This window comes from Methylobacterium organophilum (assembly GCF_022179465.1).
Taxonomy (GTDB): domain Bacteria; phylum Pseudomonadota; class Alphaproteobacteria; order Rhizobiales; family Beijerinckiaceae; genus Methylobacterium; species Methylobacterium organophilum.
This window is the reverse complement of sequence record NZ_BPQV01000002.1, coordinates 334,632-361,139: the sequence shown is the minus strand read 5'-3', so window position 1 is coordinate 361,139 and position 26,508 is coordinate 334,632. Positions and strand designations below refer to the sequence as shown.

Sequence of the window (26,508 nt, the reverse complement as noted above, 5' to 3'; positions counted from 1 at the left end):
CGGGATCCTAGTACCAGCGATCCTCTGCTCGGTTCGTGTGAGCCGGGCGCTTCCTAAGAACCTGTTCCGTATCGTCGCTCAACGCGCGGAGGACGCAAAAACGCGCTCTTGGCGCCGGGGCGAACCCGATTACGGAGGGGTAAGAGGCCTTACTGAGCGCCGCAGCCGATGCAGATGCCGCGCATGATGTTGTCGGCCTGCTTTTCCCGCGGCGTCCGCGCCGTCGAGGACACGTCCGCATCCGGGGCTGAACCTCGGCTCGGCGGCATCACTCGGCCGACTGCGGAGGTGTTAGGGGCGTAGAAGGTCGAGGAGGGACCGCCGCCGGTCCCGGTCTCGCTTGGGGTCTGAGCCCCGGCAGGGGTGGTGAGGAGGGCCGCGAAAGCGAGCGCCGCGATGGTCGCGCGTATCGGCATAGCTGATCTCCTGACTGATCTCCTGATTTTCAGAAGTAACGCTTGAGAGATCGCTTTAGTTCGAGCTTGACTTCGGGTGTGCCGGACCCGATCCCGCGGTTTATGCACCGTTTTTGCGGCTTGGCCGCGCCCTGCGCCCCACTCGCGTCGAATTCGCGTGTCGTTTCGGGGCCATGAAACGCTTGGATCGCGTGCCGAATGACGGGACGGCGCTTCTGCTGCGCGAGACAAACCTCTGCGCAACGGCTATGGGAAGGCGTTCTGCGGTCTCCGCGTTCTCGGACGAGGTACCTCCGAATGACTAGGCCGCGCTTGGGGGATCTGCGCGGCGCCCGCGATCCGGCGTCTGGAGTCGGTGTGCTGAAGCGACCTGCCCTCTCCGCCCTCTGCCTGGCGACGGCGGCCCTCGGGCTGCTGGCGGCCTGCCTGCCTTGGTCCGTTCGTTCTCCAGCTCTCCTACAGTTCGTGAGCAATGGCCTGAGCGAGGAATACGGCCTCGCCCTTGAAGCCGATGGGCCGGCAGAGATCGCGCTGCTGCCCCTGCCGCGGCTCAACGCATCACGTGTGCGCCTCACCGCCGGGCCGAGCGGGCCGCTCATCGCCCGGGACGGCACTCTCTCTCTACAATTCTCGCTGCTCGCCCTGTTCGGTGGTCGGATCGAAGTCGCCGCGCTGGCTCTCGATGGCAGCACGGTCATCCTGCAATCCCACGAGGGTGACGACCGCTGGGTCGGGCCGCTCGCCCGGCTGAGCGAGCATGTCTCGGGGAACAGTGCGGCGGCCCCCCGCCGGATCACCCTTGGGCGCACCACGCTCGTCGGCCGCGACCCGCGGGACGGCTCGCCGCAGACCGCGCGCGAGGTCGATCTCGCCTTCTCCTGGCCTCTCCTGCGGGACAGTCTCGACATCGCGGCCGGCTTCACCTGGAACGGCGCGGCCGTCCGGCTGGTGCTGAAGGGCGTCAATCCGCGCGAACTCGCCTTGGGCCAGACGAGCCCTTTCATGGCTTTGGCGACCTGGCCCGCCGGCACCCTCAACGCCGAGGGCAGTCTCGGCTGGCAGGGCGGATGGCACGCCAAAGGACAGGCGTCGATCGATGTCCGGTCCGTGCCGGAGACGCTGGCCTGGGCCGGTGGCGGCCTCGCGCTCTCGCCGCTGGTTGAGGATCTCGGCCTCGAAGCCAGCTTCGAGGCGAAGAGCGGAAGCTTCGAGGTGCCGAACCTGCGCGTCCGTGCGGGCGACAACGTCCTGGAAGGCGCCGGATCCGCCACCTTCGGGGCGAGCCGCGCTGGCATTCAGGCGACCCTGGCCGCCGACACGCTCAACCTCTCGCCCCTCCTCGCCGGCCTGATGCACCTGACCGGGCTCGACAACGCCGCCGAGGACGGCCGCTGGACCCGCCAGTCCCTGGCGCTCGCTCCCCTCACCCGCGGCGACCTCGACCTGCGCATCTCGGCGGGAAGCGCCCGGCTCGGCCCCTTGGTGCTCGAGGATCTCGCCTCCAGCATCCTGGTGCGCGAGGACGGGATCGAGGCCTCCCTTGCACGGGCCGGCCTGCGCGGCGGCACGCTGAAGGGCCGGCTGATCCTGGCGCAGGGCCGCGACGGGGACACGGATCTGCGCACCGTCGGCACCGTCGACGGAATCGATCTCGGCGCCCTGCTGGAGCTCAGCGGCGCCCCGGCCTGGATGGCCGGTGAGACCCGCGGCAGCTTCGCCTTCGAGGGACGCGGCGCCGACGTGGCGGCGCTCTGCGGGAGGCTCAACGGCCGCACGACCCTGACCGTGGAATCGGGCACGCTTACCGGGCTCGATCTGAACGACGTGGTCCATCGCGGCGGAGCCGTGGCGCAGGGGGCGCTGGCCCGCCGCAACGGCCGCACGCCCTTCGAGCGCGCCGCCCTCTCGATCCGCTTCGCGGACGGGATCGGCGAGATCGCGGAAGGGGTGCTGTCCGCGCGGGCGCTGGAGGCCTCCCTGAGGGGCCGCATCTCCCTGCCGGACCGTCGCCTCAGCGCCGAGGCCGAATTGCAGCCGCGGGGTGCGGAGGGTGCGGGACGCCCGGCCACCCTGTTCGCGATCGGCGGCCCCTGGGACGCGGTCGCCGTCGAGCGCGTCCATCGGGAAGGGGGAAGCGACACCGATCCGCTGAGCGGCGCGTTCGAGCGGCGTCCCGTCCCGACGGCGGCGATTCCCGGCCTGTCCGAGCGGGTGCGAGCTTACGCCCCCTGACTGGCCGGCTGTTGCAAGAGCGCCCCCCGGAAAGAGAGCGCGCCGCGGGACGCGGATCCCTACAGACGAACCGCGCTCAAAATGAAACGGCCCGGCCTTTCGGGCCGAGCCGTCGTTCGTTCGCTGAATTCCCGTCTGCAGCCCGAGGGGGGCGCCGGCGTCAGGCGACGCGGCGCATCACCAGCGAGGCGTTGGTGCCACCGAAGCCGAAAGAGTTCGAGAGCACCACGTCGACCGGCTTGCGCTTGGCCTCGTGCGGAATGAGGTCGATCGCCGTTTCGACGGAGGGATTGTCGAGGTTGAGGGTCGGCGGCATCACGTTGTCGCGGATCGCGAGCACGGAGAAGATCGCCTCCACCGCACCGGCCGCGCCGAGCAGATGGCCGATCGCCGACTTGGTCGAGGACATCGACGCCTTTCCGGCGGCGTCGCCGAGTAGGCGCTCCACGGCCTTCAGCTCCAACTCGTCGCCCATGGGGGTCGAGGTGCCGTGGGCGTTGATGTAGTCGATCTGGGCCGGGTCGATGCCCGCCCGCTTCACCGCCGCGCTCATGCAGCGGAAGGCACCGTCGCCGTCCGGCGAGGGCGAGGTGATGTGGTAGGCGTCGCCCGAGAGGCCGTAGCCGATGACCTCGGCGTAGATCTTGGCGCCGCGAGCCTTGGCGTGCTCGTATTCCTCGAGCACCAGGACGCCGGCGCCCTCGCCCATGACGAAGCCGTCGCGGTCCTTGTCGTAGGGACGCGAGGCGCGGGTGGGGGCGTCGTTGAATCCGGTGGAAAGCGCCCGGCAGGCGGCGAAGCCCGCGAGCGAGAGGCGGTTCACCGGCGATTCGGCGCCGCCGGCCACCATCACGTCGGCATCGCCCAAGGCGATCAGCCGGGCCGCGTCGCCGATGGCGTGGGCGCCGGTGGAGCAGGCGGTGACGACCGCATGGTTCGGGCCCTTCAGCCCGTATTGAATGGAGACCTGGCCCGAGGCGAGGTTGATGATGCGCCCGGGAATGAAGAAGGGCGAGATCCGGCGCGGACCCTTCTCGTGGAGGGTGACGGAGGCATCGTAGATGCCGCCGATGCCGCCGATGCCGGAGCCGATCAGCACGCCGGTGGCCCACTGATCCTCATCGGATTTCGGGTGCCAGCCCGCGTCGTCGAGGGCCTGGCCGGCCGCCGCCATCGCGTAGACGATGAAGGGGTCGACCTTGCGCTGCTCCTTGGATTCCATCCAGGCGTCGGGATTGAAGGTCCCCTCGGAGCCGTCGCCGAAGGGGATGGTGCAGGCGATCCGGCAGGCGAGATCGTCCGCCGGGAAGCCCGTCACCTTGGAGGCGCCGCTATCCCCGGCGATCAGGCGGCTCCAGGTATGCTCCACACCGCTTCCCAGCGGTGTGACCATGCCCAGACCCGTGATCACTACCCGACGCATCGCGCTGTCCTGAAATACCGATCCATGGAGGGAAGGAACGTCCGACGTGAGCGAGGCGTTGCCGCCTCGCTCGAACACCGGACCTACCGAACTCAGGCCGAGTTCTTCTCGAGAAACTTGATGGCGTCGCCCACCGTCTGGATCGTCTCGGCGGCATCGTCCGGGATCTCGACGTTGAACTCCTCCTCGAAGGCCATCACGAGCTCGACGGTGTCGAGGCTGTCGGCACCGAGATCGTCGATGAAGTTCGCGCCCTCGGTAACCTTCTCGGGCTCGACGCCCAGATGCTCGACGACGATCTTCTTCACGCGCTCAGCGATATCGCTCATCGTTCTTGGTCCTCGTCTTCTTGGGTCGTGATGGTTTTGCGTGTGGTGAAGGCGCCGTGGCCGCCCTAACCCTTGTTCGGGCTTCTTTCGCAGGACAGGCCGGTGTCGGAACGCGCGTCGTCGAAGTGCCGCAACCCGCCGAACGTCAACTCCCCTTGCACGGCTGCGCGGGTGTTAACACAGCGTTCCGGCGCTGGCGAGGGGAGGTTCAGAAACCGTTCATCGGCGTGGTTTTTCGGTCGACAAGTCGGGTTAACGCAGGGGTGGCGGCCGCCGCATTGCGGCGATCGCAGAGCGGCGGCCGCCCTCAGAACATCGCCATGCCGCCATTGACGTGCAGCGTCTGCCCCGTGAGGTAGGCCGCCTCGTCGGAGGCGAGATAGACCGCCGCGGCGCCGATATCGGAGCCGGCGCCGAGCCGTCCCATGGGCACGCGGGTGAGGATGGTCTCGCGCTGCTTCTCGTTGAGGGCATCGGTCATCGCCGAGGCGATGAAGCCCGGGGCGATGCAGTTGACGGTGATGTTGCGGCTCGCGACCTCGGCGGCGAGGGCCTTCGTCATGCCGACGAGGCCGGCCTTGGCCGCCGCGTAGTTGCCCTGGCCGGGATTGCCGGTGGCGCCGACCACCGAGCCGATATTCACGATGCGGCCGTGGCGGCGCTTCATCATGCCCTTCACCGCGGCGCGGGAGAGCCGGAAGGCCGCGGTGAGGTTCACGGCGATGACCGCGTCCCACTCGTCGTCCTTCATGCGCATGAACAGGTTGTCCCGGGTGATGCCGGCATTGTTCACGAGGATGTCGAGGCCGCCGAGGGCGGCTTCCGCCGCCGGGACCAGGGCTTCGACCGCGTCCTTGTCGGACAGGTTGCCCTCGACCACCGCGACGCGCTCGCCGCCGAGCTCGGCGGCGAGCTCCTCCAGCACGGCGCGGCGGGTGCCGGACAGGGCGACATGGGCCCCCTGGGCGTGCAGGGCCCGGGCGATGGCGCCTCCCAGGCCGCCGGTCGCGCCGGTGACGAGGGCCTTGCGGCCGGAGAGATCGAACATGGGCTGATCCGTCTGAGTCTCAAGAATAGGCGGCGACGTCGTCGGGCGTGCCGATGGCGTTGGCGCTTGCGGAGGGCGCGATGCGCTTGACGAGGCCGGTCAGCACCTTGCCGGCGCCCACTTCGTGGAAGCGGTCGACGCCGGCGGCCGCCATGGCGGCGATGCTCTCCGCCCAGCGCACGGTACCCGTGACCTGGGCGACGAGGGCCTCGCGGATCTGGGCCGGATCGCTGAGCGGGCCGGCGGTGACATTGGCGTAGACCGGCACCTTGGGGGCGCTCATGGAGACGCTCTGCAGCGCCTCCCGCATGGCCTCGGCCGCCGGTCCCATCAGGGCGCAGTGGAAGGGCGCGGAGACGTTGAGCATCACGGCGCGCTTGATGCCGCGGCCCTGGGCCAGGGCGACGGCGCGTTCCACCGCCTCGCGGTGGCCGGAGAACACGACCTGCCCGGCGCCGTTGTCGTTGGCGATGTCGCAGATTGCCTGCTGGCCGCCGTCGCGCGCCGCCTCCTCGGCGATGGCGTGGGCGGTGGCGAGGTCGGCGCCGATCAGCGCGGCCATGGCGCCGAGGCCCGGCGCCACCGCCTTCTGCATCGCCTCGCCGCGGATGCGCAGCAGCCGGGCCGTGTCCGCGATGGAGAAGGTGCCGGCGGCCGCGAGGGCGGAATATTCGCCGAGCGAATGGCCGGCCACGAAGGCCGCGTCGCGGGCGAGATCGAGGCCGCGCTCCGCCTCGAGCGCCCGCAGCACGGCGAGGCTCGCCGCCATCAGGGCCGGCTGGGCGTTGGCGGTGAGCGTCAGGGTCTCGGCGGGCCCCTCGAACATCACCTTGGACAGGTTCTCGCCGAGCGCGTCGTCCACCTCGGAGAAGACGTGGCGTGCCGCCGAGGAGGCTTCGGCGAGGGCCTTGCCCATGCCGACGACCTGGCTGCCCTGACCGGGAAAGAGAAAAGCGCGCGTCATGAAAGCCGATTCCGCGATGCGCGGACGCTCGAACCTGGCCGGACGTCTGCGAAGGGGGAGCGCGGCGCACTCGCATCGTCGGGCGCGGGTGTCAACAATGCGCCGCACAACATCTTGGCCTTGGCGGACATGCCCGTCAGGCCTCGTTGAAGAAGTCCACGGTGCCGGTGTCGAGACTGTAGGAGGCGCCGACGATGCGCAGCCGGCCCTGGCGCAGGGGATCGAGAAGGGCCGGCTCCGAGGCGGTGCGCAGCCGCGTGACGATGCGGTCCACATTGGCGCGCATGGCGTTCTCCACGAGGTCGCCCGGCTTGTCCTTCACGGAGAGGACGGCGGGGAGGATCGGCTCGATCATCCGCCCGATCGCGCCGGTATAGACGGTGTTGCGGTTGACCACCTCCACCGCCGCCTCGACGGCGCCGCAGCGGCTATGGCCCATCACCAGGATCAGGGGGATGCCGAGTTGCGCGACCGCGTATTCGATGGAGCCGAGCGCGGCGAGGTCCACCGCGTTGCCGGCGTTGCGCACGATGAACAGCTCGCCGAGCCCGCGCCCGAACAGGGTCTCGGGGGAGACGCGGGAATCGGAGCAACTGACGAGGACGCAGAACGGGGTCTGGCCCAGGGCGATCTCGATGCGGCGCTCCCGGGTCTGCCCGGCCCGGACCGGGCTGTCGGTGCGGAAGAGGCGGTTGCCCTCGCGCAGGGTCGCGAGCGCCTGGTCGGGCGTCATCTCGGTCTTGCGGCTGGAGAATTCCGTGGCGTGGAGAGAGGCGGGCAGAGCCGTCGCGGCGAAGGCGGCCGCTCCCCAATGGCAGGCGCAGGCCATGAGGCGACGGCGGCTCGGCGGGCGGTCCATTCGCGTCTCCATGAGCGAAGCGGCCTGTGATGACGGGCGAAGCGGCCTCTCCTTATCGGAGGTTAACGTGTCCGCCGCCCGGTTCGCTCTGCCGTGTGGACAAGAAATCTTCGTGACGTCGCGCGCAGCGTGGCGCGGGATTTCGGCATCCGCTTGCTCCTTCGCGGCGATGCGGTGTAAGGAGCCGGTTGATTTCGCCAAAATCCGTACGCCGTTCGAGAAGGAGCCGCTTCGCATGGCTCGCGTCACCGTCGAAGATTGCATCGAGAAGGTCGAGAACCGCTTCGAGCTGGTTCTGCTCGCCAGCCACCGCGCCCGGCTCCTCGCCGCCGGCGCCCCGCTCACCGTCGAGCGCGACCGCGACAAGAACCCCGTCGTGGCCCTGCGCGAGATCGGCGACGAGACCATCACCGCCGAGGATCTCAAGGAGCAGCTGATCCACTCGATGCAGAAATACGTCGAGGTGGACGAGCCCGAGGCCGAGACCGTGCCGCTCCTGTCGAGCTCGCCGGCCGCCGCCGCCGTGGCGCCCCAGTCCAGCTCCGATGACAAGGACATCGCCTTCGACCGGATGAGCGAGGAGGATCTCCTGCGCGGCCTCGAGAACCTCGCTCCGCCGACCGAGACGGACGACGAGGCCGAGTAAGGCCCCAACCCTGCGACGATCGCGGGAAGCCCGGCTCCGGCCGGGCTTTTTCGTGCCGGGATGCGCGAGGCGCGCATGGCGCATGCCGGCCCCGCTTCCCATCTGCGACATGACGCATCGCGCCTCTGGCGCGGGAGGCGGCGATGCAGGACAATCGGCGAGTGTCTCAGGTCGAGCGTGAAGGGTCTTCCCGGCGGATGATGCGCCAGTACGAACTCGTCGAACGGGTCAAGCGCTACAACCCGGCGACCAACGAGGCCCTTCTCAACCGCGCCTACATCTACGCCATGAAGGCCCACGGCACGCAGAAGCGCGCCTCGGGGGATCCCTTCTTCGCCCACCCGCTCGAGGTGGCGGCGATCCTCACCGACCTCCGGCTCGACGACGCGACCATCGTCGCCGCGGTGCTGCACGACACGGTGGAGGACACCGCGGCCACCGTCGACGAGATCAACGCGCTGTTCGGGCCGGATATCGGGGCCCTCGTCGACGGCCTGACCAAGCTGAAGCGGCTCGATCTCGTCTCGAAGCGGGCGGTGCAGGGCGAGAACTTCCGCAAGCTCCTGCTCGCGGTGGCCGACGACGTGCGGGTGCTGCTCGTCAAGCTCGCCGACCGCCTGCACAACATGCGCACACTCCACTTCATGACGCCGGAGAAGCGCGCGCGCATCGCCGAGGAGACGCTGGACATCTATGCGCCGCTCGCCGGCCGCATGGGTATGCAGGAGCTGCGCGACGAGCTGGAGGACCTGTCCTTCCGCAACCTGAAGCCGGAGGTCTACGAGACCATCACCCGCCGGCTGGAGGACCTCTCGGCCAAGTCCGGCGAGCTCATCAAGACCATCGAGCAGGACCTGACGGCCCGACTCGCGGCGCAGGACATCCGCGCGGCGGTGAAGGGCCGGCTCAAGAAGCCGTTCTCGATCTGGTCGAAGATGGAGCGCAAGTCGATCGCCTTCGAGCAGCTCTCGGACATCGTCGGCTTCCGCGTCGTGGTCGAGACGGTGGCGGCCTGCTACGGCGCCCTCGGCGTGGTGCATACGAGCTGGCCGATGGTGCCGGGCCGCTACAAGGACTACATCTCCACGCCCAAGCAGAACGACTACCGCTCGATCCACACCACGGTGATCGGGCCCAAGCAGCAGCGCGTGGAGCTGCAGATCCGCACCGCCGCCATGGACGAGATCGCCGAATACGGCATCGCGGCCCATGCCCATTACAAGGAGCTCTCCAAGGACGAGCCGGAGAGCGCCGAGGACGGCAGCGTGCATCCGCGGCTCGCCACCGAGAGCGGCGCCTACCAATGGCTGCGCCGTACGATCGAGCTGCTCGCCGAGGGCGACAGCCCGGAGGAGTTCTTGGAGCACACCAAGCTCGAGCTGTTCCAGGACCAGGTCTTCTGCTTCACGCCCAAGGGCCTGCTCATCGCCCTGCCCCGGGGCGCGACGCCGATCGATTTCGCCTATGCCGTCCACACGAATGTGGGCAACACCGCCGTCGGCGCGAAGGTGAACGGCCGCATGGTGCCGCTGCTGCACCAGCTCCAGAACGGCGACGAGGTCGAGATCGCGCGCTCCGACGGGGCCTCGCCGCCGGCCGCCTGGGAATCCCTCGTCGTCACCGGCAAGGCCCGCGCCGCGATCCGGCGGGCGACCCGGGTGGCGGTGCGCCGGCAATATGCCGGCCTCGGCCGCCAGATCCTCGACCGCGCCTTCGAGCGGGCCGGCCGCAGCTTCTCGGAGGAGAAGCTGAAGGGGGCCCTGCCCCGGCTCGCCCGGGCCAGCACCGAGGACGTGTTCACGGCGGTCGGCCGGGGCGAGATGTTCTCCGGCGACGTCGTGAAGGCGGTCTATCCCGACTACAAGGACGAGCGGCGCGTCGGCGCCCCCGGCACGCAGTCCTCGCCGGCCAACGGCGCCTGGCGGCTCAGCCGGAAGGACCAGACCATGCGGGTCATGTCTCCCGCCGAGGGCGGGACGCCCGAGGCGGAGCGGGAGGGCATCAGCGGCATCCCGATCCGCGGCCTCGCCGGCGACCTTCCGGTGAGCTTCGCCCCGAACGGCGGCGCCGTGCCCGGCGACCGCATCGTCGGTATCCTGACGCCCGGCGTCGGCATCACGATCTACCCGATCCAGTCGGCGGCGCTCGCGGCCTTCGACAACGAGCCCGAGCGCTGGCTCGACGTGCGCTGGGACGTGGAGGCGGGCTCGCAGGAGCGCTTCCCCGCCCGCCTCGCCCTCGAATCGATCAACGAGCCCGGCACGCTGGCCCAGATCGCCCATGTCATCGCCGAGCATGACGGCAACATCGACAACGTCTCGATGAAGCGGCGCACCCAGGACTTCACCGAGATCGGCATCGACCTCTCGGTCTGGGACCTGAAGCAGCTCAACGCCATCATCTCGGAGCTGCGCACCAAGCGCTCGGTCAGCCGCGTGGAGCGGGTGAACGGCTGAAGCGGCCCGGCCGAGCTGCCGCAGCGACTTACTTCACGGCGTGAACAACGAAAAAGGGACCGGATCGCACCGATCCGGTCCCTTTCCTGTCGTACCGTCGTTCCGGATGGATCGGCTCAGGCCGCCTTCCGGCTCTCGAGGAAGGCCGCGTGCTCGGCGACGAGGTCGCCGGCCAGCGCCTTCTCCAGGAGCGCCCGGGTCTCCGGCACGCCGTAGAGGGCGATGAAGGAGCCGAAGCGCGGCCCCTGCGCCTCGCCGAACAGCACGTTGTAGATCGAGGCGAACCACGTCTTGGACACGCCCGGGCGCCCATCCGGGCTCTTGGCCTTGCCGGACAGGTCCGGGAAATGGCGCCGGCCGACCTCGTAGACGATGGCCTGAAGCGCCTCCGGATCGATCGCGCCGTCATAGGCGCCCAGCGTCTCCGAAAGGTCGCGCAGGGCCGCGGCCTCCTCGTCGGTCGCCGCGCGGTACTGCTTCTCCGGCCGGACGAAGTCCCGGTAATAGGCGAGCGCCCCGGCGACCTGCGCCGCGAGCCCCGGATGGGTCTCCGGGCCGACATTCGGCGCATAGCGGCGGATGAAGCCCCACAGTACCTCCGGCGTGTCGGCATTGGCGACCGCCACGAGGTTCAGGAGCATCGCGAAAGAGATGGTCGTGCCCGAGGCGTCGATCGTCTCCGGGGCGGGCGGCTCCCCGGCATGCAGGTGCCAGACCGGATTGCCGAGGCGCAGCTTGGCGTCCTGCTTCGCGTAGCGCTCGAGGAAATTGCCGTATTCGTCGACATGGCGCGGGATCACGTCGAAGAACAGGCGCTTGGCCTCGCGGGGCTTGTTGTACATGAACAGGGCCAGCGATTCCGGCGTGCCGTAGGCGAGCCATTCGTCGATGGTCAGGCCGTTGCCCTTGGACTTCGAGATCTTCTGGCCCTTCTCGTCGAGGAAGAGCTCGTAGTTGAAGCCTTCCGGCGGCTCGGCGCCGAGCGCCCGGGCGATCTGCCCGGAGAGCTTCACCGAATCGATCAGGTCCTTGCCGGCCATCTCGTAATCGACGCCGAGCGCGACCCAGCGCATGGCCCAGTCGGGCTTCCATTGCAGCTTGACGTGGCCGCCCGTCACCGGGGTCTCGTAGGCCTCGCCGGTGGCGGGATCGCGCCAGACGATGGTGCCGGACGACGCCCGCACCTCGTCGATCGGCACCTGCATCACGTGGCCGGTGACGGGGTGGATCGGCAGGAAGGGCGAGTAGGAGGCCGAGCGCTCGGCCCGCAGCGAGGGCAGCATGATCGCCATCACCGCCTCGTAACGCTCCGCCACGAGGCGCAGCGTGTCGTCGAAGAGGCCGGCCTTGTAGCAGTCGGTCGCCGAGCGGAACTCGTAATCGAAGCCGAAGGCGTCGAGGAAGCGGCGCAGCTCGGCGTTGTTGTGGTGGCCGAAGCTCTCATGCGTGCCGAACGGATCGGGCACCTTGGTCAGCGGCAGGTTGAGCGCCTCGGCGAGCTTCTCGCGATTCGGTACGTTGTCCGGCACCTTGCGCAGGCCGTCCATGTCGTCCGAGAAAGCGATCAGCCGGGTCGGCACGCTGTCGTTTGTCAGAACCCGGAAGGCGTGACGCACCATCGAGGTACGGGCCACCTCGCCGAAGGTGCCGATATGCGGCAGGCCCGAGGGGCCGTAGCCGGTCTCGAACAGCACCTCCGCCTTCGGCTTCTTCTCCAGCCGCGCGACGAGCTTTCGCGCCTCCTCGAAAGGCCACGCGGCCGCCGTGGCGGCGGCCTCCAGAATGGCGGGATCGAAGGCGGACGGGGTCGTCATGATCGGCAAGCTTTTGATGGAAGCGGCGAAAGGCGCGCGGTGCGGGGTGGCACGGAGGGCGTCGCGAGGGGCGCAAACTATGGAGCGCGGCCGGCCCGGTCAACGCGGGCCGGTGCTCAGAACGGGCTGACGGGGAAGAAGCGCAGGTAGAGTTCGGTGTATCGGCCGTCGTCCCAGACGCGCTGAAGCGCGTCGTCGAGGGCGCGCGAAAGGGCAGCGTCGTCCTTCCGGGTCACGAGGCCGATTCCCTCGCCGAAATAGCGGTTCTCCAGATAGTCGCCCCCGATGAAGGCGCAGCAATTCTCCGAATCCTGGCCACCGATCCAGAGGGCGAGGCTCAGACCGTCGGCGAAGGCGTAGTCGATCTCGCCGCGCTTGAGGCCGCCCTCCATGGCCGCGAGGTCGGTAAAGGGTTTCGCCTCCGCCTTGGGGAAGAACGCCTTGAGATAGGCTTGGTGGGCGCTGCCCTCGATCACCCCAACCTTCTTGCCGGCGAGCGCCGCGGCGGAGGGCTCGGGCAGGTCGCGGCCGGTGCGCGCGGCGAAGCGGGCCGGCCAGCGGAAATAGGGACGCGTCGCGAGGAAGCGGGCCCGCAGACCTCCGGTGAGCGGCACGGCGGCGGCCACCACGTCGCCCTGGCCGTCCGCCAGCGCGTCGAGCAGGGTGTCGAAGCGGCGCGCCTGCACCGTGCAGGGGATGGCGAGCTTCTCGCAGACCGCCCGGGCGAGCTCGACGGAGAAGCCGGTCGGCGTGCCGTCCGGCCCGGCGAAATGCAGCGACGGAAACTCGTCGTCCGTCAGGAATCGGACCGCGCGCCCGAGCTGCGGGGCATCGATCCGCTCGCCGCGGGCACGCGGGTTCCACATATTGGGAATTGTGACTTCGGCGCCGGGCGCGACCTCCGGTTTCTTGTCCTGTTGCGGATCTGCCGCAGCCCCGAGCAAAGGTGCGAGTAACCCCAGCAGCATGGTGCGCGCCGCGTGGGCGCGGATTGACCGCCGGCGAGGCGGCGGCGTGCGATGGACGGCGGTGGGGCGGATCGGGCTCACGCCTCTCCCTAGCACGTCGCGGAGCCGCCGGGAGCCGGTCCCGTGTCCCTGCTCGCGCCGCCGGAGCATGCCTCCCTCCTGCTCCCGCCGGAGATCGCCTTCCTCGCTGCGCAGGGCGTGTCGCGGGCGATTCTGGAGAAGGCGGCGGAGCAGGCCCGCCAGGGCGGCGCGGATGCCGCGACGACCCTCCTCAACACCGGCCTGCTCTCCGAGGAGGCGTTCTACCGGGCGCTCGCGCGGCATCTCGGCGTGGCCTTCCTCGGGGAGGCCTTCGCGCTCTCGGAGGACACGCCCTACCCGCAGGCCCTCCGCGCCGGTGCGGCCCCGCTGGCGGCGGGATCGGCCCATGCCCTGGTTGCGGCGCCCCGCGGCTACGCCGTCGCGCGGCTGCTCGACGTGCATCGCGAACTGGCCTCGCCCCCGGCCATCACGACGCCGACGCGCCTGCGCGCGGCGGTGTTCGCCCTGCATGCCGACAGGATCGCCGCGGACGCCTCGGACGATCTCGGCCGCCACCATCCCGAATGGTCCTGCCGACCCGGTCCGCATCTGACGCATCTCGCCCTCGTCGGCTTCACGATCCTGCTCGGGCTCGTGACCGCGCGGCTGCCCCTTCTCATCGGCCATCTGGTGCTCGCGGCGACGCAGATCCTGCTGATCGCGATGCTGTCGATCCGGATCGCGGCGGTCGGCGTCGCCGCCTCGCTGGAGCCGCGGCGCTTCGAGATGCAGACTCTCGCCGACGCGATCCTGCCCACCTACACGGTGCTGGTCGCCCTCTACCGCGAGGCGGCGGTGGTGCCGCGCCTGATCTACACCCTGTCGAAGCTCGACTATCCGGCGGCCAAGCTCGACATCAAGTTCCTGATCGAGGAAGGCGATTCCGAAACGGCGGCGGCTTTGGCGGCGGCTCCCTTGCCGGCCCGGTTCGAGGTGATCGTCGCACCGCCGGGGCTGCCGCGGACCAAGCCGCGGGCCCTCAATATCGCCCTGCCCCTCGCCAGGGGCGACCATCTCGTCGTCTACGATGCCGAGGACGTGGTCGATCCTGGCCAGCTCCGGGCCGCGGCGGCCCAGTTCGCCCGCTCACCTGCCACGACCGCCTGCCTGCAGGGCCGCCTCGTGATCGACAATGCCGCCGATGGCTGGCTGACGCGCTTCTTCGCCATCGAATACGCGGCCCTCTTCGACGTGCTCGGCCCGGCGCTCGCCCGCTGGCGCATGCCGACCCCGCTCGGCGGCACCTCCACGCATTTCCGGACGCAGGTGCTGCGCCGGCTCCATGGCTGGGATCCCTGGAACGTGACCGAGGATGCCGATCTCGGCATCCGGCTGGCGCTCGCCGGCTACACGGTCGGCGACCTGCCGAGCTCCACCTACGAGGAGGCGCCCAAGCGCGTCGGGGCCTGGCTGCGGCAGCGCACGCGCTGGATGAAGGGCTACCTGCAGACGAGCTTCACCCATGGCCGCGGGCTGCGGAAGGCGTGGCGGCGGCTCGGGCCCCTGGGCTTCCTCTATGCCGGGGCGCTCCTGCCCGGCACGGTCGCCTCCGCCCTGCTCTATCCGTTCCTGATGCTCGCGAGCCTCTACGAGATGATCGCGGGGCCAGCCCGCGCCGAGTTCGGGCTGCTCGCGACCCTGACTAGCCTGGGCAGCTATGCCGTCTTCCTCGGCGGCGCCGGCGCGATGCTGCTGCCCGGCCTTCTCGGCTGCCTGCGCCGCGGCTGGATCGACCTGCTGCCGCGCGTCCCGCTGATGCCCGTGTATTTCCTGCTCGTCGGGCTCGCCGCCTGGCTCGCGATGTTCGAGCTGGTTCGCCATCCCTTCCGATGGAACAAGACCGAGCATGGCCTCTCGCGGACCTCCCGCAGCGGCGCCCTGCACCTGCGGCGGCGGACGGGGACGGTCAGAGCCGCTTCGTCAGCTCCGCCGCCGTTTCCTGCGCCGGCCGGTTGAGGTTGAGGGCACCAACGAAGTCGTTGCGGGCATTCATGACGTAGACCAGTGCCGTGTGCTCCATGACGTAGTCGCCGTCCTTGCCCGGCACCTTCTTGGCGTAGCCGCGATAGGCCTTCACCGTAGCGGCGACCTGCTCCGGGCTGCCGGTGAGACCGACGATGCGGGGATCGAAGCTCGACAGGTAGTCCTTCAGCGCCTCCGGCGTGTCCCGCTCGGGATCGACCGTCACGAAGGCGACCTTCATGCCCTCCGCCTTCGGGCCGAGGGCGGCGAGCACGTCGGAGATCTGCTGCAGCGTGGTCGGGCAGACATCCGGGCAATGGGTGAAGCCGAAGAAGACGAGATGCGTCGCGCCGCGGAAGTCCTGGTCGGTGACGGTCTTCCCGTTCTGGTCGGTGAGGGTGAAGGGGCCGCCGATCCCGCTCGTCGCCTGATGCGCCTGGGGCACCAGCATGATCACCGCGGCGGCGCTGACGCCGACCAGGCCGAGGAGGAAGGCGCCGACGGGCAGGATCAGGCGGCGCGTGCGGGGGGACAGTGCCATGGTCGGGCCTTCGCGGGCGGGCGGACGCTCCCGTCCGGCCTCAAGGCTGCCGGAGGAACCATGCCCGGACGGTCGCTGGCAAGGGGCGGGTCGCCGCGGAGCCGGATGACGAGGCGCAGCGACGCGTCATGCCCCTGCACAACGCCTTGAAATCCTTAGCCGGTTTCGTTCGTCGGCTACGTGGCAGGCGGGAGGGAGAGTCGCCGGAATCGCCGCGCGGCCATTGGTCCAACCCCTTGTCCAAACACGCATTCTCCCGTCATAAAAGCGTGCCGGCCTTCGTGTTGTTGTCGCCGGCAACGAGGGGGCGCGGACGATGTTCGCCCGGCCCCGGGCCTCGACGGGACGGGTCGACCATGCTGCCGAATTTTTCCGCGCGTGATGCCACCGCGGCGTGGAAGGCCGGCTGGGAGACGAAGGTGCAGGCGCCCTTCGCCCGCTTCCGCCAGACCTTCGAGGGCGGCGACCTGATGCTGCCCGGCGGCGCGCCGATCCTCCTGAAGCCCCGGGCGAAGAAGTTTGTCGTCGATCCGGGCCTCGACCCCTGCCTCGGCCGCATCGGCACGCTGGAGGTGCGCCTCGCCACCACCAAATCGGAGATCCGCCGGGCGCAGCGCCTGCGCTTCCGCGTGTTCTACGAGGAGATGTCGGCGATCCCCTCCGGCATGGCGGCGCTGAAGCGGCGCGACATCGACGCCTACGACGCGGTCTGCGACCACCTGCTGGTGATCGACCACGCCGCGACCGAGGCCAAGCCCTTCCGCAAGGCGCGGCCCAAGGTGGTCGGCACCTATCGTCTGCTGCGCCAGGACCGGGCGGATGCGGCCTTCGGCTTCTACTCGGCCGGGGAATACGACCTCGCCCCCCTGCTGGAGCGCCATCCCGGCAAGCGCTTCCTGGAGCTCGGCCGCTCCTGCGTGCTCAAGCCCTACCGCACCAAGCGCACCGTGGAGCTGCTCTGGCACGGCATCTGGACCTACGTGCTGCATCACCGCATCGATGCGATGCTCGGCTGCGCCAGCCTGGAGGGCACGGATCCCGAGCGCCTCGCCCTGCCGCTCAGCTTCCTGCACCACCATGCCCGGGCGCCGGAGCCCTGGCGGGTGCGGGCCCTGCCCGAGCGCTACGTCGCCATGGACCGGCTGGCGCCGGAGGCGATCGACCCGAAGAAGGCGCTGAACGCCCTGCCCCCGCTGATGAAGGGCTATCTGCGCGTCGGCGCGACTTTCGGCGACGGCGCCGTGGTCGACCGCCAGTTCGGCACCACGGACGTCTTCGTGGTGTTGCCGGTCTCGGCGATCGCCGCCCGCTATATCGGCCATTTCGGCGCGAGTGCGGATCGGCACGCCGCGTGACCGGAACGCCGTTCGGGCAGGGCTGACCCGCTCCATCCCGGCTTGCTCCGGCCCGTGAAGCCTGATGAGGCAGCGCGACCGTCCGCTCACGTGTCCGTGAAGGTCATGCTCGCCCCCTCCCCCCGGTCCGACCGCGAACGCCTCGGCGCCATGGCCGCGGCCATCACCTGCGTGGCCGTGGTCGGCACCGGGCTCGGCCTGTCGATCCCCCTCCTTTCCCTCGAGATGGAGCGGATGGGGGCTTCCAGCGGGCTCATCGGCGTCAACACCGCCGTGGCCGGGCTCGCCAGCATCCTTACCGTGCCCTTCGTGCCGCGGCTCGCCGCCCGCATCGGCGTGGTGCGCCTGCTCGTGCTGGCGATCCTCGTGGGCGGCCTCTGCCTCTCGGGATTCAAGCTGTTTTACGGGCTGGCCTGGTGGTTTCCCCTGCGCTTCGTCTTCTCGACGACGCTCGGCGTGCTGTTCGTGCTGTCCGAGTACTGGATCAACGACGCGGCGCCTCCCGCGCGGCGCGGGCTGGTGATGGGCATCTACGCCACGGTGCTCGCCATCGGCTTCGCCATCGGGCCGGCTTTGCTCGCCGTGTTCGGCACGGAGGGCTGGGCCCCCTATCTCGCCGGCTCCGGCCTCTTCTTCCTCGGCCTGACGCCGCTGCTGCTGGCCCGGAACCTGTCCCCGCGTCTCGGCCATGGCGGCGGCGGCAAGGTGCTCGCCTATCTGCGCACCGCGCCGGTCGCGGTGCTCGCCGCCGCGCTCTACGGGGCGGTGGAAGCCGGCGGCTTCGCCATCCTGCCGCTTTATGCGCTCCATGTCGGCTTCGACGCGAAGACGGCCGCGGCCCTGGTGAGCGCCGTGGCACTGGGCAACGTGGCCTTCCAGATCCCCGTCGGTCTGCTCGCGGACCGGATCGACCGGCGCTGGGTGCTGCTCGGTGCCTGCCTTTTCGGCGCTGCCGGGGCAGCCGCGATTCCGGCGCTTTCCGGTTCGCTGCCGTGGCTGACGGGCCTGCTCTTCGCCTGGGGCGGTATTGCCGGCACGCTCTACACGGTCGGCCTCGCCCATCTCGGCGCGACCCTGCGCGGACCGGATCTCGCGGGCGCCAACGCCGCCTTCGTGATGCTCTACAATGTCGGGCTGATGCTCGGGCCGCCCGTGATCGGCGGGGGCATGGACCTCGCCAGGCCCCACGGCTTCGCGGTGGCGCTCGCGATCCCGTTCCTCGCCTATGCGCTGGTGGTGATCCGTAACCTCGCCCGCTCTTCCGGAAGAGGCGCCTGAGCGCCACATTCTGGAACGGGCGCTCCCCTGGAGCCGTTATACGCTCAAGCTGCTGCCCGAGAGACGGCATGCGCCGTCTCAGCCCCTTGCCGGAGGTCTGCCATGAGCCTGATCGGACGCCTCGTCACCAAGATCCTCGGCACCGAGGATCGCCCCGTTGCCCGCGACGACCGCAATGCCGGCTCCAGCACGCCGATCGGCCGGCTGGTGACCAAGATCCTGCGGAGGTAGGCGCCTGTTGCCGTCAGCCGCACGAGGCCGACGGACGCGCGATAGGTTGCGTCATGACCGAAGCCGAGCAGGGAACCGCCGCGATCCTGCTCGGCGCATGGGCGGGCGATTCCATGCCACCTGGATCGGCAGTTGAATGAATGCGGCATCGTCTCGGATGTGAGCGACAATCGCAGGTCGGCAATGCGATGCCTGACCGACCGCGATGGCGCCAGGAAGGAGGGGTGCGTTTCGGTGCACGTCTCCCCCGAGCCAATCGAACGGGTGAACGCACGAGCGGGGCTGCGACAAGACACGGAACTGGTGGAGTTCGCCTTGGCGAACGTCCCCATGGACGACACCTTCGCCCAGGTTGCCTGCGAGCTGCGCAACACGGCCGATCCGGATCTCGAACGCGGTTCTCCGCGGAGGTCCCTGAGCTTCAGGTCCGCTACGCAGGTGCCGAAGCGCGATCCCGGCACGACCTTGGCCCGCCGAAACGACGCGGCCCTTCCATGTCTGAAGCGTGCGGCAGCGTCTATCGCGGAAGCGGGTAAGGCCATCGCGTCGCAACCATGCGCGGCACCGGCCGGTCCTCCTTGCGCTCCGCTTCCGAGCCGGGCACTCCGCCCTCGATGACCGTTCCGTCCCCGTCCACGCGCCGTCCGCTCTCTGCTCTTCGCGGCTTCCTCACCAACGAGGCCGCGGGTGGGATCGTTCTGATGGTGGCGGCGGCGCTGGCGCTCGTCGTGGCGAATTCGCCCCTCGGCGCGCACTACGCCCACGCCCTGCATACGAAGCTCGGGCCCTTCAGCCTTCTGCATTGGGTGAATGACGGCCTGATGGCCGTGTTCTTCCTGCTGGTGGGTCTCGAGATCAAGCGCGAGGGGCTGGACGGACGCTTGCGGACCTGGCCAGACCGGGTGCTGCCCGGCATCGCCGCCGCCGCAGGCATGGCGGCACCGGCCCTCGTCTATCTCGCCTTCAATCTCGGTTCCGGCACCGCCCGCGGCTGGGCGATTCCCGCCGCCACCGACATCGCCTTCGCCTTGGGCGTGCTCGCGCTGCTCGGCCCGCGGGTGCCGGTCTCCCTCAAGATCTTCCTCGCGGCGGTGGCGATCGTCGACGATCTCGGCGCCGTCCTCATCATCGCCCTGTTCTACACAAGCTCCCTCGACCTGCCGATGCTGGCCGGCGCGGGGGGCGTGCTGCTCGCGCTCCTCGCCCTCAACCGTTTCGGCGTGCGGGCCCTTTTCCCCTATCTGCTGCTCGGCCTCTTGCTCTGGGTGTTCGTGTTGCGCTCGGGCGTGCACGCCACCGTCGCCGGGGTGCTGCTCGCCCTGTTCGTGCCGATCCGCCCGAGCCCGGGCCGGCCGGAGGACGAGACCTCGCCCTTGCACCGGCTGGAGCATGGACTGAGCCCTTGGGTTTCCTTCCTGATCGTGCCGGTCTTCGGTTTCGCCAATGCCGGCGTCGGTGTCCTCGGCCTGCCGCCTTCGGCTTTGGTCGATCCCGTCACCCTCGGCGTGGGACTCGGCCTGTTCCTGGGCAAGCAGGTCGGCGTCTTCGCGAGCGTGCGGCTCGCGGTTCTGACCGGCATCGCGGCGCGGCCGGCCGGGGCGAGCTGGCGGCAGGTCTACGGTGTCGCTCTGCTCTGCGGCATCGGCTTCACCATGAGCCTGTTCATCGGCGGCCTCGCCTTCACGGACGGCCTGCACGAGACGGAGACCAAGCTCGGCGTCCTCGGTGGCTCCCTGCTCTCGGGGCTTGCGGGCGCCCTGCTACTGTCGCGTGCGCCCCGGCGGGTGGAGGAGGCGGCGCGGGCCTGAGCCGCGTTGTCCCGCGCGCGCACCAGTTGTAACTGCGCGCCATGCGGTACTATCTCGGCCTCGCCACCACCTTCCACGATCCGGCCCTCGCCCTCGTCGGACCGGACGGGACCGTGCTCTTCGCGGAGGGCGCGGAGCGCTTCCTGCAATACAAGCGGGCCCCGAACTGCGAGCCTGACACCGGCATCCGCATGGTCGGCCTTTTGAAGGCCCATGTGCCGGAGGGGGCGGAGCTCGTCATCGCCTCCTCCTGGGGTGAGCAGTTCACGGAGTTCCTGAAGGGCCAGGCGGCGGCGGGCGCCTTCGACCTGATGGCGCTGAGCCGCCATCCGTCGACCCTCAACCGCTCCTTCGTGCCGGAGCGGGCCGAGCGCATCCTGGTGGCCGATCTCCACGCCATGCAGGCCCGGATCGGGCATGGCACGCTGATGGCGCTCGACAACGAGACCCGCGGCTTCGGCGGGACGCCTCGGGTGAGCCTGGCCGCGCAGAGGCGCTACCCCCACCACCTCGCGCACGCGGCCTACGCCCTCTGGGGCAGCCCCTTCGACGAGGCCACGGCGCTCATCGTGGACGGCATGGGCGAGACGGGTGCGGCGGCGCTCTACCGGCTGGCGGAGGGCCGCATCGAGGAGGTGCGCCGGCACCGGGGCCGCGGCTCGGTCGGCTTCCTCTACGGCCTCGTCACCGACCTGGCCGGCTTCGACCAGATCAAGGGCGAGGAATGGAAGATCATGGGGCTCGCCCCCTACGGCACGCCCGATCCCGATCTGATGGAGCTGCTGCGCCGCTTCTACGGCGTGGAAGACGGGCGGCTGAAATTCGCCGACACGCCGGTCGTTCAGGCGGTGACGACGGAGATCCTCGCCCGGCGCCCGCCCGACCTGACCGAGCAGGGCTGGGCCGACCTTGCCCGCAGCGGCCAGGAGATCTTCTGCGAGCTGATGGACGTGCTCGTCGCCGAAGCCGAGCGGCTGGCCCCCTCGGAGAATCTGGTGATCGGCGGCGGCTGCGGGCTCAATTCCTCCTACAATGGCCGCGTGCTCGGGCGCTCCGGCTTCCGGCGGCTTCACGTGCCCTCGGCGCCCGCCGACGACGGCAACGCCATCGGCGCGGCCTGGCTCGCCTATGCGGAGGATCATCCCGAGTGGCGCGGACCTGCCGCCGCCGCCCGGCCGCTGACGCCCTATCTCGGCTCGACGGTCTCGACCGAGCCCTTCGAGCGCATGACGGCCTGGGAGCCGCGGGCACGGAAGCTCGGCCACGAAGGTGTCACCCGGGAGGCGGCGCGGATCCTGGCCGAAGGGGGCCTCGTCGGCTGGGTGCAGGGCCGGGCCGAGTTCGGTCCCCGGGCGCTCGGCAACCGCTCGATCCTGGCCGATCCGCGCCCCGAATGGGCCAAGGAACGGCTCAACGCCAAGGTGAAGTACCGCGAGGCCTTCCGGCCCTTCGCCCCCTCCATCCTGGCCGAGGCGGGGCCCGACTGGTTCGAGGATTACGCGGACAGCCCCTACATGGAGCGCACCCTGGTCTGGCGGGACGCCGTGCGGGCCAAGGTGCCGGCGGTGGTGCATGCGGACGGCACTGGCCGGCTCCAGAGCGTCACGCGGGCGCGCAACCCGGCCTATGCCGCGCTGATCGAGGCCTTTCGCGCCCTGACCGGTGTGCCGATCCTGCTCAACACGAGCTTCAACGTGATGGGCAAGCCGATCCTCCACACAGCGGAGGACGCGATCCTGATGTTCTACACCACGGGCCTCGACGCCATCGTGGTCGAGGACTGGTTGCTGACCAAGGCGATGCCGGCCGGGGCGTGAGCCCGGCGCGCCGCTTCAGGCCTTGCGGGCCACCGTGAAGCGGGCGGCCTGGCGCAGGATCTCGGCGCGCCCGCCCCAGGGAGCCACCGCCTCCTCGCAGAGGGCGACGAGGCGGTCGCACTCGGCGCGGGCGCCGTCGAGGCCAAGGCGATCGACGAGGGTCGCCTTGCCGGCATCCTTGTCCTTGCCGGTGGCCTTGCCCATGGCCTCCGGGGAGGCCTCGCGGTCGAGGATGTCGTCGGCGACCTGGAAGGCCTGGCCGAGGGCCTTGCCGTAGCGCAGGAGCGCCGCCCGCTCGTCGGCGTCTGCGTTGCCGACGATGGCGCCCGCCTCCACCGAATAGGCGAGGATGGCGCCGGTCTTCATGGCCTGCATGCGCAGGGTGTCCTCGACGTCGAGGGAGACGGCGCCGAAGCGGCCTTCCGCGGCGAGATCGAGGAGCTGCCCGCCGACCATGCCGCCGAGGCCGGAGGCCTTGGCGAGGCCGAGCACGAGATCGGCGCGGATCGCCGGGTTCGGCTGCCACTGGGCGTCCGCCGTGATCTCGAAGGCCAGCGTCTGCAGGGCGTCGCCCACGAGGATGGCGGTGGCCTCGTCATAGGCCTTGTGCACCGTGGGCTTGCCGCGGCGCATGTCGTCGTTGTCCATCGCCGGCATGTCGTCGTGGACCAGCGAATAGCAGTGCACCAGCTCGACGCCCGCGCCGGCGGCGAGCGCCCCGGCCTCGGAGCCGCCGAGCATGCGGGCGGTCTCGATCGCGAGGAACGGGCGCAGGCGCTTGCCGCCGCCGAGCACCGCGTGGCGCATCGCCTCCATCAGCCGGGGCGGACGGGCGATCTCGCCGGGGCGGACGCTTTCGTCGAGCAGGTCGACCATGAAGCGCTCGACGGTGGCCGCCACCTCGGCAAGCCTGTGGGCAAAGGCATCGGCCGACGGGTTCGCCTTGACCGGAGCGGCGGAACCTTGCGTTGAGGTCATCGGGACAAGCCTTGGTCGAGAAGGGGCAGGCGCAGGTTGCGGATGCCGGAGGACAGCGACGGGATGCCCGAGGGGCGCGATCTGCGCCGCGTGCGGCCGCCGGGCCGTGGGCGCGGATTGCGGCTGCTCGCCACCCTCCTCACCGTCGCTCCCGTCATCGTGGTCGCCCTCACGCTCACGCTGGCGCTCGTCTATAGCGTGCTGATGCCGCCCTCAACCCTGATGCTGGGCCGATGGTTGACGTGGCAGGGCGTCGACCGGGAGCCGGCGGCGCTGGAGGCGATCTCGCCTTTCCTCGTCCAGGCGGTGATGGCCTCGGAGGATCAGCGCTTCTGCCTGCATAGCGGCGTCGACTGGGGGGCGCTGCGCGAGGTCGTGGACGACGAGGACGGACCGAGCCGGGGCGCCTCCACCATCACCATGCAGACGGCCAAGAACGTCTTCCTCTGGCCCGGCCGCTCCTACATCCGCAAGGGCCTCGAGATCCCCCTGGCGCTGCTGGCGGACGCGGTCTGGGGCAAGCGGCGGACCATGGAAATCTACCTCAACGTCGCCGAGTGGGGCGAAGGCCTCTACGGCGCGCAGGCCGCCGCCCGGTACTGGTTCCACAAGGATGCCCGTTCGCTGACGCGCCAGGAGGCGGCCCTGCTCGCGGCCGCGCTGCCGAACCCGATCGAGCGCCGGGCCGGCAAGCCGTCCCGCGGCCTGCGCGCCATCGCCGCCCGTATTCAGGGCCGGATGGGGCAGGTCGACGGGTTGATGGGCTGCCTGCGCCGCTGATCCCGCACGAGGCCGAAACCGCCCCGCGACGATCGAATCGGTTGCGGACGAGATTGCCGCGGCCGGGGCGCACGGGGGGCGCAACCGGCCGAAAATCGGTTATGGAGCCCGCCGAGAAGGAGAGTTCCCATGTCCGTGCCCGCCACCGAGATCACCCTGGAGCGGATCGCCCTGATCCGGCGCCTCGTGGTGGCCTGGAACCCGGAGGCGCATGGCGCGCCGATCATCCATCCCGACGCGCCCTATGGCAGCACCGATCGGGACGGCGACATCGCCAACGTCACCGGGGACGACGAGGGCGCGGAGGAGGAGCACCGGGCGGTCGGCGCGGCGCTCGCGGCCTTCGTGCGGCACGCGACGCTCAAGCCCGGCCGCTTCACCTATCACAACCCGCTGGTGAAGCTCGATCTCGCCGGCGTCGGCGACGTGTTCCGCGACGAGGCGGGCGCCGCCCCGAAGCAGATCACCTTCGATGTCGGGGAAGAGCATCTCGCCCTGATCCCGCATCTGGCGGTGGCCTGGGACGAGGCCCGCGGCATCCCCCTGGTCGATCCGGCCGCTCCCTACGGCGGCGCCGACCTCGAAGCCTCGATGCGTCGGCATCTCGGCGGCCGGGAGACCGACCTCATCCGCCTGCACCACGCCCTGCAGCCCGCCCTTCAGATCTTCCTGCGCTACGCCGACATCGCCCCGGGCGATTACGCCTGAGAGCGGAGCCGCGTTGACCCTCGTGGAAGCGGTGCCTTAATGTCCGGGTGCGGAGCAAGCCGCCCCCGGACCCGCGGGAAGGGTTGAGCCCACTTGCCGCCGAGTTTTCGACGACAGCAGACCTTTGTGCAGCCGGAGATGCGGGTCATCGGCGCTTCATGCACGGAGGTTCCATGCAGCGGCTCCCCGATCAGCCCGATCTCGACCATCTGAAACGGCAGGCCAAGGGCCTGCTCGCCCGCGCTCGGGCGGGCGACGCTTCCGCCCGCGCGTTCTTTCGCGACGCCGCCCGCGGTGCTGAGCCGGATCTGCGGCTTCATGCGGCGCAGTTCGCCCTCGCCCGTGCCTATGGCTTCCCGTCCTGGCCGGACTTGGCCCGCTTCGTCCTGGCCCGCCGCGCCTGGGCTGCCGACCCCGCACGCCGGATTCAGGAATGGCTGCGCCTCGCCTATGCCGGCGACATCGCGGGAGGAATAGGCCGCGCGAGTCCCACCGCGGCGGCGCGTCTGATCGAGGAGGATCCGGGTTTCCTCGCCGGCGAAGCCCCTCTCGCCTGCGCCGTCGGCCAGGAGACCGTATTGCACGCGGCGATCGATGCGGATCCCGGTTGGGTCCATCGCCCAGGCGGGCCACTGAACCTGCCGCCCCTCGTGGCCGTAACGCATTCGAGCCTGCTGCGGCTGCCGCGCTACCGCGACGGATTGATCGCCTGCGCGCGGCGTCTGCTCGAGGCAGGAGCCGATCCGGATCAGGCCGTTCCCAGCCGCTGGGGCGGTGCGCCGGGCACGCCGCTCTCGGCCCTCTACGGCGCGGCCGGGCAGAACCGTGATCCCGCACTGACGCGCCTGCTCCTCGAAGCGGGGGCGAACCCGAATGACGGGGAATCCCTGTATCATTCTCTGGAGGAACCGGAGTGCACCCGGCTGCTCCTCAAGGCGGGCGCCCGCGTTGCCGGCACCAATGCGCTCTACCGTGCCCTCGACCTCGCCGATGCCGAGCCGCTTCGTTTGCTGCTCGCGCATGGGGCTGATCCGGAGGAGTCGCCGCCGGGCCTTCCGACCTCGGCCTGGGGCACGCCCCTGCTCTGGGCGATCCGGCGGCGCCGGTCTCTGGCCCATGTCGAGGCCCTGCTCGCCGCCGGGGCCGATCCGAGCGCGCGGACGCCGGACGGCACCGGCGCCCTTGTCCTGGCGCGGCGTTTCGGCCTGCCGGAGGTCGCCGCCCGCCTGGAGCAGGCCGGTGCGGCGGCGGCGATGTCCGACCCGGAGCGCTTTCTCGCCGCTTGCGCGGCGGGGGATGGGGCGGCCGCGGAGCGGATCCGATCCCTCCAACCGGATCTACCGGGATCCTTGTCCGAGGTGCAATTGCGGCAATTGCCCGAGCTCGCCGCGCTCGGCTGCGGGCAGGCCGTGCGGCTGATGGTGCGGCTCGGCTGGCCGGTCGCGATCCCGGGCGGGGATTGGCAGGGCTCGGCCCTCAACCATGCGGTGTTTCGGGGCGATGCCGGGCTGACCCGCTTTCTCTTGGAGCACGGCGCCGACTGGCGGGAACGCCATGGCTACGGCGACGACGTGAGCGGCACCCTGTCCTGGGCTTCCCTCAACGAACCCGAGGACGGCGGGGACTGGGCGGGATGCGCCGAGGCCCTACTCGCCCACGGCATGCCCGCCGCAAGCCGGGACCCGGCGGGCTCCGGCGGTGTGGTGCACGACGGGCGCCTACGGTCCTTCTCCGATGCGGTGACCGAGATTCTGCTCGGGGTCACGGAGCAGGAGGGATGAACCCGCTTCAGATCGCTTGAAAAAGGCGGGCGT

Annotated in this window: 22 protein-coding genes; 12 read left to right on the top strand and 10 right to left on the bottom strand. The window is 70.3% G+C overall.

All coding sequences use genetic code 11. From position 1 onward, the window contains the following. Positions 1-149: 149 nt before the first annotated feature. Complete coding sequence (locus MFF21_RS04340) at positions 150-416, bottom strand: hypothetical protein (RefSeq protein ID WP_238309973.1); 267 nt, start codon at positions 414-416, stop codon at positions 150-152. 357 nt (positions 417-773) lie between these two features. On the opposite strand from MFF21_RS04340, the gene MFF21_RS04335 reads away from it, so the two are divergent. Further along, complete coding sequence (locus MFF21_RS04335) at positions 774-2,648, top strand: AsmA family protein (protein ID WP_238309972.1); 1,875 nt, start codon at positions 774-776, stop codon at positions 2,646-2,648. Positions 2,649-2,808: 160 nt separating this feature from the next. On the opposite strand, the gene fabF is transcribed toward MFF21_RS04335, so the two are convergent. The 5 genes from fabF to MFF21_RS04310 form a co-directional block, all read right to left on the bottom strand. After that, on the bottom strand, positions 2,809-4,071 hold the full coding sequence (fabF, locus tag MFF21_RS04330) for a beta-ketoacyl-ACP synthase II (RefSeq protein WP_238309971.1): 1,263 nt from the start codon (positions 4,069-4,071) through the stop codon (positions 2,809-2,811). A 92-nt stretch (positions 4,072-4,163) separates the two neighbouring features. After that, the gene (locus tag MFF21_RS04325; RefSeq protein WP_147045707.1) at positions 4,164-4,400 is read right to left on the bottom strand and encodes an acyl carrier protein; all 237 of its coding nucleotides are present in this window, start codon (positions 4,398-4,400) and stop codon (positions 4,164-4,166) included. A gap of 307 nt (positions 4,401-4,707) precedes the next feature. After that, positions 4,708-5,448, bottom strand: coding sequence for a 3-oxoacyl-[acyl-carrier-protein] reductase (gene fabG, locus MFF21_RS04320; protein WP_238309970.1), 741 nt, complete (start codon positions 5,446-5,448; stop codon positions 4,708-4,710). Positions 5,449-5,467: 19 nt separating this feature from the next. Next, complete coding sequence (gene fabD, locus MFF21_RS04315) at positions 5,468-6,412, bottom strand: ACP S-malonyltransferase (RefSeq protein ID WP_238309969.1); 945 nt, start codon at positions 6,410-6,412, stop codon at positions 5,468-5,470. A gap of 136 nt (positions 6,413-6,548) precedes the next feature. Beyond that, the gene (locus MFF21_RS04310; RefSeq protein WP_238309968.1) at positions 6,549-7,271 is read right to left on the bottom strand and encodes a carbonic anhydrase; all 723 of its coding nucleotides are present in this window, start codon (positions 7,269-7,271) and stop codon (positions 6,549-6,551) included. A 235-nt stretch (positions 7,272-7,506) separates the two neighbouring features. Between MFF21_RS04310 and rpoZ the strand changes: the two genes are divergently transcribed. Together rpoZ and MFF21_RS04300 are read left to right on the top strand one after the other, a co-directional pair. Continuing rightward, positions 7,507-7,917, top strand: coding sequence for a DNA-directed RNA polymerase subunit omega (gene rpoZ, locus MFF21_RS04305; protein ID WP_238309967.1), 411 nt, complete (start codon positions 7,507-7,509; stop codon positions 7,915-7,917). A gap of 197 nt (positions 7,918-8,114) precedes the next feature. Next, entirely contained in the window at positions 8,115-10,373 is a 2,259-nt protein-coding gene (locus tag MFF21_RS04300) for a RelA/SpoT family protein (protein WP_238309966.1), read from the top strand. A gap of 116 nt (positions 10,374-10,489) precedes the next feature. On the opposite strand, the gene MFF21_RS04295 is transcribed toward MFF21_RS04300, so the two are convergent. Both MFF21_RS04295 and MFF21_RS04290 read right to left on the bottom strand, forming a co-directional pair. After that, on the bottom strand, positions 10,490-12,187 hold the full coding sequence (locus tag MFF21_RS04295; protein WP_238309965.1) for a lysine--tRNA ligase: 1,698 nt from the start codon (positions 12,185-12,187) through the stop codon (positions 10,490-10,492). Positions 12,188-12,303: 116 nt separating this feature from the next. Then, entirely contained in the window at positions 12,304-13,155 is an 852-nt protein-coding gene (locus tag MFF21_RS04290; RefSeq protein ID WP_373324918.1) for a transporter substrate-binding domain-containing protein, read from the bottom strand. Between the two features lie 198 nt (positions 13,156-13,353). On the opposite strand from MFF21_RS04290, the gene MFF21_RS04285 reads away from it, so the two are divergent. Further along, positions 13,354-15,192, top strand: a complete 1,839-nt coding sequence (locus MFF21_RS04285) for a glycosyltransferase family 2 protein (RefSeq protein WP_444543579.1) — start codon at positions 13,354-13,356, stop codon at positions 15,190-15,192. On the opposite strand, the gene MFF21_RS04280 is transcribed toward MFF21_RS04285, so the two are convergent. Then, positions 15,143-15,739, bottom strand: a complete 597-nt coding sequence (locus MFF21_RS04280; RefSeq protein ID WP_238309962.1) for an SCO family protein — start codon at positions 15,737-15,739, stop codon at positions 15,143-15,145. The two genes, MFF21_RS04285 and MFF21_RS04280, sit on opposite strands and share 50 nt — an antisense overlap. Positions 15,740-16,095: 356 nt before the next feature. Between MFF21_RS04280 and olsB the strand changes: the two genes are divergently transcribed. The 5 genes from olsB (at position 16,096) to MFF21_RS04255 (ending at position 22,228) form a co-directional block, all read left to right on the top strand. Beyond that, positions 16,096-17,094, top strand: a complete 999-nt coding sequence (olsB, locus tag MFF21_RS04275) for a l-ornithine N(alpha)-acyltransferase (RefSeq protein WP_238309961.1) — start codon at positions 16,096-16,098, stop codon at positions 17,092-17,094. A gap of 105 nt (positions 17,095-17,199) precedes the next feature. Next, complete coding sequence (locus MFF21_RS04270) at positions 17,200-18,372, top strand: MFS transporter (protein ID WP_238310190.1); 1,173 nt, start codon at positions 17,200-17,202, stop codon at positions 18,370-18,372. Positions 18,373-18,474: 102 nt separating this feature from the next. Beyond that, complete coding sequence (locus MFF21_RS04265; protein WP_238309960.1) at positions 18,475-18,603, top strand: TFIIS helical bundle-like domain containing protein; 129 nt, start codon at positions 18,475-18,477, stop codon at positions 18,601-18,603. Between the two features lie 614 nt (positions 18,604-19,217). Then, positions 19,218-20,411 carry a Na+/H+ antiporter NhaA gene (gene nhaA / locus MFF21_RS04260; RefSeq protein WP_238309959.1) on the top strand — a complete coding sequence of 398 codons (1,194 nt, stop codon included), beginning with the start codon at positions 19,218-19,220 and terminating at the stop codon, positions 20,409-20,411. A gap of 41 nt (positions 20,412-20,452) precedes the next feature. Beyond that, on the top strand, positions 20,453-22,228 hold the full coding sequence (locus tag MFF21_RS04255) for a carbamoyltransferase family protein (protein WP_238309958.1): 1,776 nt from the start codon (positions 20,453-20,455) through the stop codon (positions 22,226-22,228). Positions 22,229-22,243: 15 nt separating this feature from the next. Here MFF21_RS04255 and MFF21_RS04250 read toward each other — a convergent pair whose 3' ends face one another. Next, positions 22,244-23,206 carry a polyprenyl synthetase family protein gene (locus MFF21_RS04250; RefSeq protein ID WP_238309957.1) on the bottom strand — a complete coding sequence of 321 codons (963 nt, stop codon included), beginning with the start codon at positions 23,204-23,206 and terminating at the stop codon, positions 22,244-22,246. Positions 23,207-23,242: 36 nt separating this feature from the next. Between MFF21_RS04250 and mtgA the strand changes: the two genes are divergently transcribed. The 3 genes from mtgA (at position 23,243) to MFF21_RS04235 (ending at position 26,475) form a co-directional block, all read left to right on the top strand. Beyond that, complete coding sequence (gene mtgA, locus MFF21_RS04245; protein ID WP_238309956.1) at positions 23,243-23,986, top strand: monofunctional biosynthetic peptidoglycan transglycosylase; 744 nt, start codon at positions 23,243-23,245, stop codon at positions 23,984-23,986. A 129-nt stretch (positions 23,987-24,115) separates the two neighbouring features. Further along, the gene (locus MFF21_RS04240; RefSeq protein WP_238309955.1) at positions 24,116-24,694 is read left to right on the top strand and encodes a hypothetical protein; all 579 of its coding nucleotides are present in this window, start codon (positions 24,116-24,118) and stop codon (positions 24,692-24,694) included. Positions 24,695-24,867: 173 nt separating this feature from the next. Then, positions 24,868-26,475, top strand: coding sequence for an ankyrin repeat domain-containing protein (locus tag MFF21_RS04235; RefSeq protein ID WP_238309954.1), 1,608 nt, complete (start codon positions 24,868-24,870; stop codon positions 26,473-26,475). The last annotated feature ends 33 nt before the right edge of the window (positions 26,476-26,508 follow it).

Excerpts from the sequence above, each read along its gene's own strand:
- MFF21_RS04340 (WP_238309973.1), bottom strand. The coding sequence starts at position 416 with ATGCCGATACGCGCGACCATCGCGGCGCTCGCTTTCGCGGCCCTCCTC.
- fabF (WP_238309971.1), bottom strand. The coding sequence starts at position 4,071 with ATGCGTCGGGTAGTGATCACGGGTCTGGGCATGGTCACACCGCTGGGA.
- MFF21_RS04325 (WP_147045707.1), bottom strand. The coding sequence starts at position 4,400 with ATGAGCGATATCGCTGAGCGCGTGAAGAAGATCGTCGTCGAGCATCTG.
- fabG (WP_238309970.1), bottom strand. The coding sequence starts at position 5,448 with ATGTTCGATCTCTCCGGCCGCAAGGCCCTCGTCACCGGCGCGACCGGC.
- fabD (WP_238309969.1), bottom strand. The coding sequence starts at position 6,412 with ATGACGCGCGCTTTTCTCTTTCCCGGTCAGGGCAGCCAGGTCGTCGGC.
- MFF21_RS04310 (WP_238309968.1), bottom strand. The coding sequence starts at position 7,271 with ATGGACCGCCCGCCGAGCCGCCGTCGCCTCATGGCCTGCGCCTGCCAT.
- rpoZ (WP_238309967.1), top strand. The coding sequence starts at position 7,507 with ATGGCTCGCGTCACCGTCGAAGATTGCATCGAGAAGGTCGAGAACCGC.
- MFF21_RS04300 (WP_238309966.1), top strand. The coding sequence starts at position 8,115 with ATGATGCGCCAGTACGAACTCGTCGAACGGGTCAAGCGCTACAACCCG.
- MFF21_RS04295 (WP_238309965.1), bottom strand. The coding sequence starts at position 12,187 with ATGACGACCCCGTCCGCCTTCGATCCCGCCATTCTGGAGGCCGCCGCC.
- MFF21_RS04290 (WP_373324918.1), bottom strand. The coding sequence starts at position 13,155 with ATGCTGCTGGGGTTACTCGCACCTTTGCTCGGGGCTGCGGCAGATCCG.
- MFF21_RS04280 (WP_238309962.1), bottom strand. The coding sequence starts at position 15,739 with ATGGCACTGTCCCCCCGCACGCGCCGCCTGATCCTGCCCGTCGGCGCC.
- olsB (WP_238309961.1), top strand. The coding sequence starts at position 16,096 with ATGCTGCCGAATTTTTCCGCGCGTGATGCCACCGCGGCGTGGAAGGCC.
- MFF21_RS04270 (WP_238310190.1), top strand. The coding sequence starts at position 17,200 with ATGCTCGCCCCCTCCCCCCGGTCCGACCGCGAACGCCTCGGCGCCATG.
- MFF21_RS04265 (WP_238309960.1), top strand. The coding sequence starts at position 18,475 with ATGAGCCTGATCGGACGCCTCGTCACCAAGATCCTCGGCACCGAGGAT.
- nhaA (WP_238309959.1), top strand. The coding sequence starts at position 19,218 with ATGACCGTTCCGTCCCCGTCCACGCGCCGTCCGCTCTCTGCTCTTCGC.
- MFF21_RS04255 (WP_238309958.1), top strand. The coding sequence starts at position 20,453 with ATGCGGTACTATCTCGGCCTCGCCACCACCTTCCACGATCCGGCCCTC.
- MFF21_RS04250 (WP_238309957.1), bottom strand. The coding sequence starts at position 23,206 with ATGACCTCAACGCAAGGTTCCGCCGCTCCGGTCAAGGCGAACCCGTCG.
- MFF21_RS04240 (WP_238309955.1), top strand. The coding sequence starts at position 24,116 with ATGTCCGTGCCCGCCACCGAGATCACCCTGGAGCGGATCGCCCTGATC.
- MFF21_RS04235 (WP_238309954.1), top strand. The coding sequence starts at position 24,868 with ATGCAGCGGCTCCCCGATCAGCCCGATCTCGACCATCTGAAACGGCAG.